Here is a 13,214-nt window from a genome sequence, read left to right as displayed (position 1 = left end):
TGGTCAAGTGACTAATGATGCCTACACGTATGCGCAGTACATCGGTAACCTCGCCACGCTCGCCGTCGATGTGGCCAACTACCAAACGGCCGACGGGCTGCCCGGCATCAGCGGCAGCCTCATCGAGGATCACGGCATCAAGCCACCCACGCCCAGCGAGATGGCCACGCTGCTCCCGTTGCTCCAGGCGGCGTTGCGGGCGGTCACGACCCGGGAAACCGATCCGGTCAATGAACTGCTCACGGCGTACCCACCGGATCTGCATATCAGCACGCACGGCGGCCTGGGGCCGGCCCACCTGCATCATGCCCGCGACGGCGAGCATGGAGTGACCTGGATCGGGCGCAGTTGCGCGGCAGCCCTCGCCCATATCGCCTGCGATGTTCCCGATGTCGCGATTGGACAGTGCGGCGCCGAAGCCTGCGGCAAATACTTCGTGGACCAGTCACGCAACCGAAGCCGGAAATTCTGTAGCAATACTTGCGCAAGCCGGACAACGGTGGCCGCCCACCGGGCCCGGAAGCGATCGTGACAGATGCATGGCATCATGTGGCGGTGTCCAAACTGCACACTGGTTTCGCTGCCTTGATAACGGTCCTGACGCTGGCGTCCGGGTGCGGCTCCGACCGCCCCAATGACACCACGCCAGCGCCGACCACAAAGGCAACGCCCACAACGGCTATCGGCAAGTTCGAAGACGACGCGCAGAAGCTCGTCAACGCCGAAGCCAAGTGGCAGACGCCAAGAGAGCTAACCGTCGGCAACACCGAGCGCATCGGCTTGTCGATCGGTGAGGGCACCGAGGTCAAACGCAAGATTGACAAGCTCATCCCCAGCGCCATGGCGATCAGCGCGGGCCAGGTTCAGGTTGGCCAGACGGTGAAGGCCACGCTTTTCGCCAGCTCCGAAGACGCTGACATCAGCCCCTCTGAAGCGATCAACGCCTCGACTGTCACCGATGTGCAGATGCTGTGGACCTGGCTCGTGAAACCCAAGCGGCCCCTGGACAAACTTCACCTCACCGCTCATCTTGAGGTGCCTTTGTCCGATGGGCGGGTCGTCACCAACGAGCTCAGCCTGACCCTTCCGGTCAAGCGCACCATGGCCTACACCGTGGGCGAGGTCGCCACCCACTGGGCGACATGGTCCGGCATCATCGGCAGCATCGTCGGTGTCAGCGGCTGGTTCCTAGCCAGGCGGCGCCGCCGGGCCAGCGAACCCGTCACGACGGCGTCGGAGTAGGCGTCGGCAGCTGCGTCAGGACGGTCGAGCAATCCGCTTCTGACGCGAGCTTTGTCGTCTCGGCCACCAGTTCATCAAGCGGCGGAACGAACACGCCCGGCTGGCGGATCACGTTGGCGATAGTGGCCAGCGCGGTGACCTTCGCCGTCGCGCTCGTAGCGGTATCCAGATTCGGCCCGCCCAGTTCCACTGACGCTTCCCGCGCGTCTTCATAACCTTGCTCGACCGAACGCGCGGCAAGCCGCAGCGTGGTCGCGTCGCCGCTGACGAGCGCCATCCGCATGCGTGCCGCACCGTCGAGCATTTGCACCAGCCCGAAACACAGCCGCACTTGCGGTGGGTTATCCGCGCTCACAGGCTGCGCCCAGAGCACGACACTCAATAGCCCCGCGATTACAGCTCGCATAACCCCGATCATCCGCTGACGGACGGCTCTCGTGCCCCGGTTTGGGCAAAAGCCAGGACGGGAAAGGTTGCCGCAGATCATGCTTACGGAATGGCGGCCACGTTAAATGGCTTCAATCCGGTTCCTTCGTGGCAGCACACACCAAAGGTCACGGTCGATTCAGGCAGCGGAGCACTGAACGCCGCGACCGGAGTGCTGCTTGGCCCTGGTGAAGCAGCCGAGGGCCTTTCGCCCGATGCGCTCGCCTCCGCTGGGTTCAAGGGACAGCTCGGGCAAACGCTTGTCCTGCCGCGAGCCGAGGGCCCACCGGTCATTCTCACCGGGCTCGGCGAAAACGCTGGCACCAAGGAGATCCGGGATGCCGCGGCCGCGTTCGCCCTCGCGGCACGGGGGCACAGCGATCTCGCCCTCAACCTGCCGGCTGGCGACGCCCAGGCCGCCGTCGAGGGCGTGCTCTTGGCGCGCTACGACTACAGCCCGCTCAAGAAATCCTCCGGCACCGTCGAGCTCCATTCCCTGACTTTGCGGGTACGCGGTGAGCAAGCCGAACTTGACGCCAAACGCGGCACGGCGTTCGCGAGCGCGACCGCCCTGGCCCGCGACCTCGCCAACGCTCCGCCGAGCCGCCTCACCGCGGCACGCATGGCCGAGTGCGCGGCCGAAATCGCCGGGGCGACCGGGTTGCAGATCGAAGTCTTCGACAAGGAAGCCTTGATAGAGCTCGGTTGTGGCGGTCTGCTCGGCGTCAACGCTGGCAGCGCTGACCCACCACGGATGATCCGCCTACGGTACAAGCCTGAGGGTTCAGAAAAGCACCTGATCCTCGTTGGCAAGGGCGTCATGTATGACTCCGGCGGCATCGCTCTCAAGCCCGCCGACGCGGTGCACGCGACGATGAAGAACGACATGTCCGGTGCCGGGGCGATCCTGGCGGCGATGTCGATGCTGTCCGAATTGGACTGTCCACTCGCGGTCACTGGCTATCTCATGTGCACGGACAACATGCCTTCCGGCACAGCACTGAAAATGGGCGATGTCATCAGCATTCACGGTGGCAAGACGGTCGAGGTAGTCAATACCGACGCTGAAGGACGGCTCGTCATGGCCGACGCGCTCGTGATGGCGGTGGAAGAAAAACCGGACGCCATCGTCGACATCGCCACGCTGACGGGCGCTTGCCTGCGCACGTTAGGCCCGGAAGTCGCTGGCCTGCTTGGCAACAACTCCTCTTTGATGCGGCAGATCGAGACTGCCGCGATGGCTACGGACGAGCCCGTGTGGCAGCTTCCGCTCGACCACCGCTACCGCGACCAGCTCGACTCCGACATCGCGGACCTGAAGAACATGGGCGGCATCAACGCCGGCAGCATCACGGCGGCCTTGTTCCTGGAGGAGTTCGTAGGCAAAGTGCCGTGGGCACATCTCGATATCGCTGGCACAGCTCAAAACGATGTCGCGTCACTGTGGCGGACCAAGGGCTGCACCGGTTTCGGCGCCCGCTTGCTGCTGGAGCTGGCGCTCACGTTCCAAGGCCAGCGGTCATGAAGCGCACCTTTTCGCAGAAGATGCTCGACGGCATTGAGAAGGCGGGTAACAAAGTTCCACATCCCGTCATGATCTTCTTGATCCTGATTGGACTGATCATCGTCCTGTCAGCGATCTTCGCCGCGATGGACGTCAAGGTTACCTATGAGATCGCCGAACCGGTACCCGTCACCGGCACCGAGCGCTATGACGGCGGCACGATCGAGCCCACGCTGGAGTACCCGCCGGACAAGGTCTACAACCCCGACGTTGAGACGCACACCGAAACGACGGAGATCCGCAGCCTGCTGACCGGCGACGGCATCCGGTTCATCTTCACCTCAGCGGTCACCAACTTCACCAACTTCGGTGTCGTCGGCGTAATCCTGGTGGCGATGATCGGTGTCGGCCTCGCCGAACGGGCCGGGCTCATCGGCGCACTCATCCGCAAACTCGTTGCGGTGGCACCAAAGTGGGCCTTGACGTTCATCATCGTCTTCTTAGGCATCCTGTCTTCGATCGCGTCTGACGCCGGTTATCTGGTGCTGATACCCCTTGGCGCCGTTGCGTTCATGAGTGTGGGACGACATCCGCTCGCGGGCCTCGCCGCGGCCTTCGCCGCCGTGGGCGGAACCTTCGGCGTGAACATCCTCATCACGCCCATCGACGGCATCGTGACCGAGGTGACCAACGAAGCGGCCGCGCTGGTTGACCCGAACCGCTCGATCGGGCTGACCGCCAACCTGTTCTTCGGCATCGGCTCCACCATCTTCCTCGCGTTCCTCATCACGTTCGTGACGGAGAAGATCGTTGAGCCGCGGCTGGGCAAGTTCACCGGGGGCGGAACGTTCACCACCGAAGAAACCGAGGATGTCGGCAACGAAGGCCGTGGCCTGCGCTACGCGCTATACGGTCTGCTCGCGGTCGCTGCCCTGTTGCTGGTGCTGACCGTCCCGCGCAACGGCATCCTGCGCAACCAGGAAACGGGCAGCATCTTCGAAGGCTCGCCGTTGATGGACGGTCTGATCTTCATCATCATGCTCGTCTTCCTCGTGATGGGACTTTGCTATGGCGTCGGCGCGGGCACGCTGCGCGGAAGCGCCGCCGCGATGGACGCCATCACCAAGACCTTCGCCGGGCTCGGTGGACTGATCTTCATGCTGCTCGTGATCGCTCAGTTCATCGCGTACTTCAACTACACCAACATGGCCACGGTCGCCGCGGTGAAGATGGCCGATGGCTTGGAGAGCGCTAGCATCGGGCCGCTTTGGCTGCTGATCGGGTTTATCCTCGTGACGTTCGTGCTCGACCTGATCATCCCGGGCGTGATTCCGAAGTGGGCTATCTTCGCGCCGGTGTTCGTGCCGCTGTTCCTGCGGCTCGGGGTCGCGCCGCAAACAGTCCTCGCGGCTTACCGTGTCGGTGACTCACCAGCCAACGTGATCACGCCTTTGATGGTGTACTTGCCATTCATCGTGCTGCTGGCACAGAAGTACAAGAAGGACGCCGGCGTCGGCACCGTCGTGTCGCTGATGATTCCGTACACGCTGATCATCTTGCTGGCCTGGACCCTGTTCTTCGTCGTCTGGTATCTCCTGGGCATTCCGCTGGGCCCGGGCGCTCCCGTCGAGCTGAAGTGAGCCCAGCCGCCCTTTCCTTCCTGGTGCTCGGCGCCGTGGTAGTGCTGTTCGCGTGGAACCGCCTGCCGGTCGAGATCGTGGCGCTTGGCTCCGCCGTCGCGCTCTACTTCACCGGAGTGCTTGGTGCGGACCAGATCTTCAGCGGCTTCGGCGATCCAGTCGTCATCTTCATCGCGGCGCTGTTCGTCGTCAGCGCCGCCCTGGATGTCAGTGGAGTCACGGCTTGGGCCGGCCAGCGGTTGATGAGCCGGGGCAACCCGCTGCTCGTCACCATGCTCCTCGTGGCCGGGCTGACCGCCCTCATCAGCGTCAACGGAGCCGTGGCCGCCCTGCTGCCGATGGTCGTGCTGATGGCTGTGCGCACCCGGCAGTCGCCCTCGCAGTTGGCCTTGCCGCTGGCCTTCGCCGCGCACGCCGGGTCGATGCTGTTGCTGACGGGCACTCCCATCAACGTCATCGTGACCGAGGCGGCCCGCGACAACGGGGCGAAACCGTTCGGGTTCTTCGAGTTCGCGCTCACGGGCCTGCCGTTGCTCGCCGGGACGATCGTCATCATCATGTTGTTCAGCCGCCGGCTACTGCCCGTCCGCACCCCGCGCTCGATTCCGCCTGACTTGAGTCAGCACGCTAGGACACTGGTCAAGCAGTACCGGCTGGATGAGAACGTCTACCGCCTCCAGGCCACGCGCACGGTGACCCCACCCGACGGCATCACCATCGTCGGCAAGCAGGCCCAAGACGGCATCCTCATCGTGCGCGGTCCTCAGTCCACAGTGGAGCGATTCGCTGCCGAACACGACCTGACCTTCCTGCCGGAACCGGCTTCCAGCCACGTCGAGGGTGCCCTGATCACGCCCGACCTCGGGGTCGCCGAGGTCGTCGTCAGCCCACGGTCCAGTCTCATTGGGAGCCAAGTGTTTCCGGGCATGGTCACCGAGAGCGGAGATCTCGTCGTCCTCGCCGTGGAGCGCGGCAACGGCCAGAAGCCAACGACTCTTGCCGCTGGCGACACGCTGCTGCTGCAAGGCACCTGGAAAGCACTCGACCGCAATATCGACGCGGACCCGGGCGTGCTCGCGGTTGACCAGCCGGGCACTATCCGCGCACAGGCCGCTCCGCTTGGCAACGCTGGAAAACGCGCCATCGGCGTGCTCGTCGCGATGATCGTGCTTCTCGCGACCGGTGCCGTTCCGCTTGCGGTGGCGGCATTACTGGCCGCCGGGGCGATGGTCGTGCTCGGCGTGATCACGATGCCGCAGGCCTATCGCGGCATCTCGTGGACGACGCTCATCATCGTCGGCGCGATGATTCCGATGTCGGTCGCGATTCAGCAGTCCGGCGCCGCTGACATCATCGCGGACGCTCTAGTCCGTCTTGTAGGCGGCAGCGGCCCACGGATTCTGCTGCTGGGCATCTTCTTGTTCACGGCCATCCTGGGCCAGATGATTAGCAACACCGCTACCGCGCTGATCATCACCCCGATCGCCATCTCGGCGGCCACGTCACTCGGCGTATCGCTGCGGCCCGTGCTGATGTGCGTCGCGATCGCCGCCGCCGCTTCGTTCCTGACGCCCGTCGCCACCCCGGCGAACATGATGGTCAAAGGCCCTGGCGGCTACCGGTTCGGCGACTATTCCAAGCTCGGCCTGCCGTTGCTGCTATGGTTCGGCGTCGTTGCTGTGCTTGTCGTCCCGGTCTTCTGGCGGTTCTGATGGCTTATGTTTCCACCGGTCAGTTGCCGCCGTTGGCCCGGGTGCAGGCGCTCGTTTCCGAAGCGCACCAGCGCTTCTCGGCCGAACCCGCGGGGACGGTGTCCAATGTCTACCCCGCTTTGGCGAGCATGAACCCTGACCTGTTCGGCGTTTGCGTCGCCTCCGTCGACGGCTCCACCGCCAGTGCAGGCGACGCGGCCACGCCATTCACCATCATGAGCGTCTCCAAGCCCTTCGTCTTCGCCCTCGTGGCCAACCTTATGGGTACTCCGAAAGTGCGCACCCTGATCGGCGCCAACGCGACCGGCTTGCCGTTCAACTCGATCACCGCGATGGAGCAGTCGCCCGGCGGCCGCACCAACCCGATGGTGAACCCGGGCGCTATCGCGACCACGAGCTATGCCCCCGACTGGAGCTTCCTCCACAATGGACTGTCGGCGTTCGCCGGCCGCCCACTCGACCTCGACGAAGAAGTGCTCGCCTCGGCCCGCGCGTCAAACCACCGCAACCGTGCGCTGGCCGCCCTGCTCGCCAGCTATGGCCTGCTTGGCGGTGACTATGTGGAAGCCCTCGACCTCTACACCAGACAGTGTTCTTTACTCGTCACCGCCACCGATCTCGCCGTCATGAGCGCCACGCTCGCCCACGGTGGCGTCAACCCGGTCACCCGTGAGCAAGTCGTCGCGGCCGACGCCTGCCACGCCGCGCTGGCCGTCATGACCACCGCCGGGCTCTACGAAACGTCTGGCGACTGGCTCTACACCGTCGGCCTGCCCGGCAAAAGCGGTGTCGGTGGCGGGATCGTGACCGTGTCCCCGGGCAAGGGCGGGCTCGGCACCTTCGCGCCGCGGCTAGACGCCGCGGGCAACAGTGTCAAAGGCCAGCTCGCCGCCGCTTTCCTATCCCGGGAACTCGGTCTCGACCTCTTCTTCTCCTCACCGCGCCGTTAAATCATGGCGGCCGCTTCGGCGTAGTGGCAGGCGGCCGGGTGTCCGTGACCACGGTCGATGAGTGCGGGGATTTCGCTGACACACTTGGCTTGCTCAGGCTCGGACAGTGTCGCGAACTTGAAGCAACGCGTGCGGAAACGGCAGCCCGACGGAGGGTTCACGGGACTCGGCACGTCTCCGGCGAGGATGATGCGCCGCCGCGTGCGCTCCTTGCGCGGATCCGGCACCGGGATCGCCGAAATGAGCGCCTGCGTATAGGGATGTGCCGCCCGGGTGAACAGTGCTTCCGTGGGTGCGATCTCGACGATGCGTCCCAGGTACATGACAGCGACCCGGTCGGCGACGTGCTGCACCACCGAAAGGTCATGCGACACAAAGAGATAAGACAGCCCGAACTCTTGCTGCAGGTCCGCGAGCAGGTTGATGACACCGGCGCGGATCGAGACATCCAATGCCGACACTGGCTCGTCGAGCAGCAGGACCTTAGGCTCCAGCGCCAAAGCACGGGCGATGCCGATGCGCTGGCGCTGTCCGCCGGAGAACTCGTGCGCGAACCGGTTGGCGTGCTCGGGGTTCAGCCCGACCTGCTTCATCAGTTTGCGCACCTTTTCCCGGCCACCGTTGGCGTAGAACCCGTGGATCCGCAACGGTTCGGCGATCAGCTCAGCGACCGTCATGCGCGGATCAAGGGACGCGAACGGGTCCTGGAACACGATCTGCAGATCCCGCCGCAGGGGACGCATTTGCTTGCGGCTCAACTTGAGCACATCCCGCTCGCCGTAGACGACCGAACCCGCTGTCGCCGGAATCAAGTTCAGCAGCAAGCGCGACAGCGTCGTCTTGCCACAGCCCGACTCTCCAACAAGGCCAAGCGTTTTGCGCTCCTCAAGCTCCAGTGACACACCACAGACCGCGTGCACCTCACCGACTTTGCGCCGGACCACCCCACGTGAACGCACCGGGAAATGCTTCACGAGGTCCTGCACCTTGAGCACGGTCGTCATCGGAAGATCTCCTCGGGCTTGGCGTCGATCAGCCGCTCGTGGTAGTGACAGGCCGCGCCATGGCCGGCCGCAACGTGATAGAGCGTGGGTTCCTCAGCGTCACAACGAGCGGTTACGAGCGGACACCGCGGGCTAAACGGGCAGCCCGAGGGCATGTTCAGCAGCGATGGCGGCGCTCCGCTGATCGGAACGAGCCGTGTCTTGGTGTCGATGCGCGGCAGGCTGCCCAGAAGCCCCATGGTGTAAGGCATTCGCGGTGTGTAGAAGATGTCGTCAACTGTTCCCGTCTCGACGAGCCGCCCGGCATACATGACACACAACCGTTCGGCGTGCCCGGCGATGACACCCAAGTCGTGCGTGATAAGCACGAGTGCCGCGCCGGTCGCCTTGCGCGCGGTCTCCAGCGCCTCAAGGACTTGCGCCTGCACCGTCACATCCAGCGCCGTCGTTGGTTCGTCCGCGATGATGACATCCGGGTTGTTGGCCATCGCGATCGCGATGACGACCCGCTGTTTCATGCCACCAGACAATTCATGGGGGTACGCCGTGAGCCGTTGCCGCGCATGCGGAATGCCCACGATCTCCAGCAGTTCCAGCGCCCGTTTGTTCGCCTCGTGCTTGCCCACATCGTTGTGCACCAGCACCGCCTCAGCGATCTGATGCCCCACGGTGTAAACCGGGTTCAGTGAGGCCAGCGGGTCCTGAAACACCATGGCGATGTGCTTGCCCCGGTAGTCGCTAAGTTCAGCGTCAGACCGCCCGAGCAACTCCTTGCCCATGAACCTCACGGACCCGCTGACGCGGGCCGACTTGGGGAGCAGGCCGAGCACCGCCATCGAGGTGACCGACTTACCGGAGCCGGACTCCCCCACGATGCCGAGCGCCTCGCCCCGTTTGAGTTCATAGCTCACCCCACGAACCGCCTCGATCGTGCCGTCGTCGGTGGGGAACTCGACGGTCAGGTTCTCAACCTCAAGCAAAACTTCACTGCTCACCGGCGTACCCTCGTTTGTTTTGGATCGAAAGCGTCCCGCAGGCCGTCACCGATGAAGTTGATGGTCAAAGCGATCAGGATGATGAAGAACCCGGGGAAGTAGAACAACCACGGCCTGGTGTTGACCGCGCTCTGTGCTTGCTGGATAAGCAAACCGAGCGAGCTGTCCGGCGGTTGTACCCCGAATCCAAGGAATGACAACGCGGTCTCGGCCAGAATGCCGACGGCGATCAGAATCGTCGCGCTGACGATCGTCGGGCCGAGCGCATTGGGCACGAGGTGCCGCAAGATGATCCGGCTGTCACTGGCTCCGAGGGCGCGTGCGGCTTCGATAAAGTCCTGTTCCCGCAAGGAAAGCACGAGCCCGCGAATGAGGCGCGAGACGTTGGCCGACGCCAGCCCGCCGATGATGAGCGCGATGGACCACCACGCGCCTTGGCTGATCGAGGCAAGCGATGCGGCCACCGCGATGCCGGGCAGGATGATCACCATGTCGGCGAAGCGCATGAGCAAGTTGTCGACATGCCGCCCGAAGTAGCCAGCGATCGCTCCCCACGCCGTGCCCATGACGATGCCGATGACGGCGACGGATAATGCGATCTTCAGTGACTGCTGCAAGCCCCGCATCACCTTGGCCAAGCCATCACGGCCGAGGTTGTCCGTCCCAAAGGGATGTTCCCATGAAGGCGGCATCGAGTTGTCCGGAGTGATGTCGGTGTAGCTGTATTTCCACAGCGCGGCACCGGCGTAGGCGAATAGAACGATCAAGATGAAGACGAACAAGCTTCCCATCGCTAGCCGGTGCCGCATGAAGCGCCGCAGCACGATCTGGAACTGACTGCGCTCCTGGACCGTGAACTCCTTGGAACTGACCGCCTTTTCCGGCGTTATCTGAAGCTGCTCGGTCATATCCGAATCCTTGGGTCCAGGACGCCGTAGAGCAGGTCGGCGATCAGGTTGAAGATGACCACGATGGTCCCCGCGATGAGCAGCCAGGCCATGACGGCGTAGGCGTCCCGGGTGGTGATGGAGTCAATGAGGTACTGCCCCATCCCATGCCAGCCGAAGACCTGTTCGGTGATGACGGCTCCGCCGAGGATGCCCGCGAAATCCAGCGCCGTGACCGTCACCAACGGGATCAGTGCCGTGCGCAGTGCGTGCTTGGTCAGCACTTTGCGCCAGCGCAGTCCTTTGGCACGGGCCAGCCGGATGTAGTCGCTGCCAAGCACTTCCAGCATCGACGAGCGCTGGAACCGGGTCCACGAGGCAAACGTGATCAGTGCGAGCGCGATGGTCGGCAGGATCATGTGCCCGGCGATATCGGCGAACCGGCCCCAGGCGCTGTCATCCTCTAAGAGCACCGAGCGGTCGCCATAGGTGTAGAAGACACGGCTCTGCGGATCGCCATCGGCTTGGTTGAGCAGAATCCCGGCTTCCTTCAGCAGAATCGCCAGCCAGAACGACGGCATCGCCAGGAACAGAAAGCCGAAGAAAGTCGCGGTGTAGTCCATTTTGGAGTATTGCTTGACCGCGCTGACGACGCCCGTGACGATCGCGAGCACCAGAGCCACGGCGAGGGCGACGAACACCAGCCGCAGTGTCACCCCGAGACGGCCCCAGACTTCTTCATTGATGTTCTCAGTCTTGTTGACGGACGGCCCAAAATCGCCTTGCAGCGCGTTGGTCAGCCAGTGCCAATATCGCTCGTACCAGGGCAGGTCTAAATGCAGCCGTTGTGCTTCAAGGGCAATGGTTTCCGGTGGTGTCGGCGGATTGGTCACCCGCAGCGCGTCGAGGGGATCACCCATCAGCGTCACCATGATGAACACCAGGAACGAGGCGACCAGCAGCACCGGAATCGAAATGAGCAACCGCCGGATCACGAAGGCGAACATGCGTTCTCTCCCACCTTTGCAGCGGGTCCCGGGTGTTTGCGCACCCGGGACCCGCGTTTGCCAGGACTCTTACTGAGCCGTGGTGTCCAGCGCGGCCCAGAGGCCGACGTTGTAGACGGAACCGTGGTTGGTCGGGTTAGGACGGATGTTGGTGTACAACTTGTCCGAGGCGAGGAAGATCTCCCGCTGGAACAAAGGCAGCACGTAGGCGTCCTTGGTCATGATCTCGTCGGCCTTGTTGAGCAGCTCGAACGCCTTGACGTCCTCGCCAACCAGTCCGTTGGCCTCAGCGATCAGCTTGTCCGACTCGGCGTTGACCCACTTGCCGTAGTTGCTAGAGCTGGTGCTGTTCCAGATCTGCTTGGCCGCACCGATACGCAGCGGGCTGCCGACCCAGGCGAAGATAATCATGTCGAAGTCACCCGACGACAACGTGCCACCGAGGTTGTCCGTAGGCACGATCTGCACGTCGATGCCGAGCTGCTTCAGCGACGCCTGAACGAGCTCACAGCTGTTCTGGCGCAACATGTTTCCGACCGTGTGGCGCATCCGCAGTGGCGGCACGGCCTTGCCCGTCTTGTCGAAGAGCTTGCCACCCTCGATCTTGTAACCGGCGGCCGTCAGGATGCCCTTCGCCTTTTCCACATCACCAGAACCCTGGCCGGTTGGCGTGACGTGGTCTTTGTACGCAGGCATGCCCGGGAAGAAGTTATGGCTGCCGAGCGGCTGCGTGTCCGGAGCGTACTGCCCAACAGTTTTCGCGATGATGCCCTTGCGGTCGATCGCGGTGAAGATGGCCTCACGCAACGCCTTGTCGGCCAGCGCGGGGTTCTTCAGGTTGGTGTAGATGTGCTCCCACGACATCGACTTGCCGAGGAACCAGTGCGAGTCGGGCAACTGCTTGGCCTGTGTGATGAGGTCGGCCGTCGGGATCGGGGAGATCGCGTGGACTTCCTTGTTCTTCAGGGCCGGGATCAGCTGCGCGTCACTGGTGATGATGCGGTAGATGACCTTGTCGAGAGCCGGCTTGGTGCCCCAGTACTTCTCGTTGGGCACGAGCGTGAGCGCGAAGTTCGGCTCGAACTTCTCAATCTTGTACGGGCCAGCGGAGTAGGTCGGGACGTTGGTCTCGAACCACTTGAAGCTCGTCGCGAGGTCGCCCTTGGTGGCGGCGATGTGTGCCGGGTAGAGCGGCAGGAACATCGCTTGCCAGTCCGGGTAAGGGCTCGTGAACACGACCGTGACGGTCTTGCCACCATCGCTGCCCGTCACCGAGGTGACCTGGTCGAAACCGGCCGTGCTCGCCGGGGTGCAGGTGGGACAGTCCTTCTTGTTCTGCACCTTCCAGGCGTAGATGAAGTCTTCGGCCGAGATGGCGGTGCCGTCGTTCCAGACCGCGTTCTTGTTGAGCTTGTAGACAACCGTCATCGGGCTCTTGCTCGTGATCTCTACGGAGTCAACGAGTTCTTTATTTACCTGGACCGACAGGTCAGGGTAGTAGTGGTGAACCCGTGGCAGCACACCAAACAGCGCGTGTGAGTATTCCAGCGTGTTGCCGGCGCTGGACAGTGTGTTCCATGCCTTGATGTCCTTGCCAATCGCATAGGTGATCGTGCCACCTTTTTTGACCTTGCCCGTGTTGCACTCGTTCGGCTTCTGAACACAGTCAGCGAAGCCAACCGAGTACTCCGGGCCGGAGCCGCCATCTGGCGTCGCGCTACAGGCGGCCAGAGCAAGAACCGCGGCGGCAACTGCGGCAATTCCTAATTGGCCTTTGGTTCGGCGATACATCTGCATGTTCCCTCCAGTGTGGGTGCACCTAGGGAACGCTTTGGGATGGCCATCGC

At 63.5% G+C, this 13,214-nt stretch carries 12 protein-coding genes; 6 read left to right on the top strand and 6 right to left on the bottom strand.

Annotated elements, in window-relative coordinates; all coding sequences use genetic code 11:
* The first annotated feature begins 7 nt into the window (after positions 1-7).
* Positions 8-532: a CGNR zinc finger domain-containing protein gene (locus A3E1_RS0125120; RefSeq protein WP_020523553.1), complete on the top strand. Its 525-nt coding sequence runs from the start codon at positions 8-10 to the stop codon at positions 530-532.
* 23 nt (positions 533-555) lie between these two features.
* A complete protein-coding gene (locus tag A3E1_RS0125115) occupies positions 556-1,242 on the top strand; it encodes an LPXTG cell wall anchor domain-containing protein (RefSeq protein WP_157631718.1) in 687 nt (228 codons plus the stop codon).
* Here the strand turns inward: A3E1_RS0125115 and A3E1_RS0125110 are convergent.
* Positions 1,223-1,648, bottom strand: coding sequence for a hypothetical protein (locus A3E1_RS0125110; RefSeq protein WP_157631717.1), 426 nt, complete (start codon positions 1,646-1,648; stop codon positions 1,223-1,225). The two genes, A3E1_RS0125115 and A3E1_RS0125110, sit on opposite strands and share 20 nt — an antisense overlap.
* Positions 1,649-1,738: 90 nt before the next feature.
* On the opposite strand from A3E1_RS0125110, the gene A3E1_RS0125105 reads away from it, so the two are divergent.
* Genes A3E1_RS0125105 through glsA form a run of 4 tightly spaced genes read left to right on the top strand, consistent with a single transcriptional unit; the run spans position 1,739 to position 7,474 of the window.
* Positions 1,739-3,193 (top strand): leucyl aminopeptidase, encoded by a 1,455-nt coding sequence (locus A3E1_RS0125105; RefSeq protein ID WP_020523550.1) that lies wholly within the window; start codon positions 1,739-1,741, stop codon positions 3,191-3,193.
* Positions 3,190-4,812 carry an AbgT family transporter gene (locus tag A3E1_RS0125100; RefSeq protein ID WP_020523549.1) on the top strand — a complete coding sequence of 541 codons (1,623 nt, stop codon included), beginning with the start codon at positions 3,190-3,192 and terminating at the stop codon, positions 4,810-4,812. The genes A3E1_RS0125105 and A3E1_RS0125100 overlap by 4 nt, the downstream gene beginning before the upstream one ends.
* The gene (locus A3E1_RS0125095; protein ID WP_020523548.1) at positions 4,809-6,524 is read left to right on the top strand and encodes an SLC13 family permease; all 1,716 of its coding nucleotides are present in this window, start codon (positions 4,809-4,811) and stop codon (positions 6,522-6,524) included. The genes A3E1_RS0125100 and A3E1_RS0125095 overlap by 4 nt, the downstream gene beginning before the upstream one ends.
* Positions 6,524-7,474, top strand: a complete 951-nt coding sequence (gene glsA / locus A3E1_RS0125090) for a glutaminase A (RefSeq protein ID WP_020523547.1) — start codon at positions 6,524-6,526, stop codon at positions 7,472-7,474. Before A3E1_RS0125095 ends, glsA begins: the two co-directional genes overlap by 1 nt.
* Here glsA and A3E1_RS0125085 read toward each other — a convergent pair.
* From A3E1_RS0125085 to A3E1_RS0125065, 5 genes are all read right to left on the bottom strand, one after another.
* The gene (locus A3E1_RS0125085; protein ID WP_020523546.1) at positions 7,471-8,478 is read right to left on the bottom strand and encodes an ABC transporter ATP-binding protein; all 1,008 of its coding nucleotides are present in this window, start codon (positions 8,476-8,478) and stop codon (positions 7,471-7,473) included. The two genes, glsA and A3E1_RS0125085, sit on opposite strands and share 4 nt — an antisense overlap.
* The gene (locus tag A3E1_RS41930; RefSeq protein WP_020523545.1) at positions 8,475-9,473 is read right to left on the bottom strand and encodes an ABC transporter ATP-binding protein; all 999 of its coding nucleotides are present in this window, start codon (positions 9,471-9,473) and stop codon (positions 8,475-8,477) included. Before A3E1_RS41930 ends, A3E1_RS0125085 begins: the two co-directional genes overlap by 4 nt.
* Positions 9,470-10,381, bottom strand: coding sequence for an ABC transporter permease (locus A3E1_RS0125075; protein ID WP_020523544.1), 912 nt, complete (start codon positions 10,379-10,381; stop codon positions 9,470-9,472). Before A3E1_RS0125075 ends, A3E1_RS41930 begins: the two co-directional genes overlap by 4 nt.
* Positions 10,378-11,367, bottom strand: coding sequence for an ABC transporter permease (locus A3E1_RS0125070; RefSeq protein ID WP_020523543.1), 990 nt, complete (start codon positions 11,365-11,367; stop codon positions 10,378-10,380). The genes A3E1_RS0125075 and A3E1_RS0125070 overlap by 4 nt, the downstream gene beginning before the upstream one ends.
* Before the next feature lie 69 nt (positions 11,368-11,436).
* Complete coding sequence (locus tag A3E1_RS0125065) at positions 11,437-13,158, bottom strand: ABC transporter family substrate-binding protein (protein ID WP_040391626.1); 1,722 nt, start codon at positions 13,156-13,158, stop codon at positions 11,437-11,439.
* Positions 13,159-13,214 lie beyond the last annotated feature (56 nt).

Origin of the sequence: Catelliglobosispora koreensis DSM 44566, assembly GCF_000379685.1 — a bacterium.
Classification (GTDB): Bacteria; Actinomycetota; Actinomycetes; order Mycobacteriales; family Micromonosporaceae; genus Catelliglobosispora; species Catelliglobosispora koreensis.
Note: the sequence above shows the minus strand (reverse complement) of the source record. Positions and strands in the feature narration are given on the sequence as shown.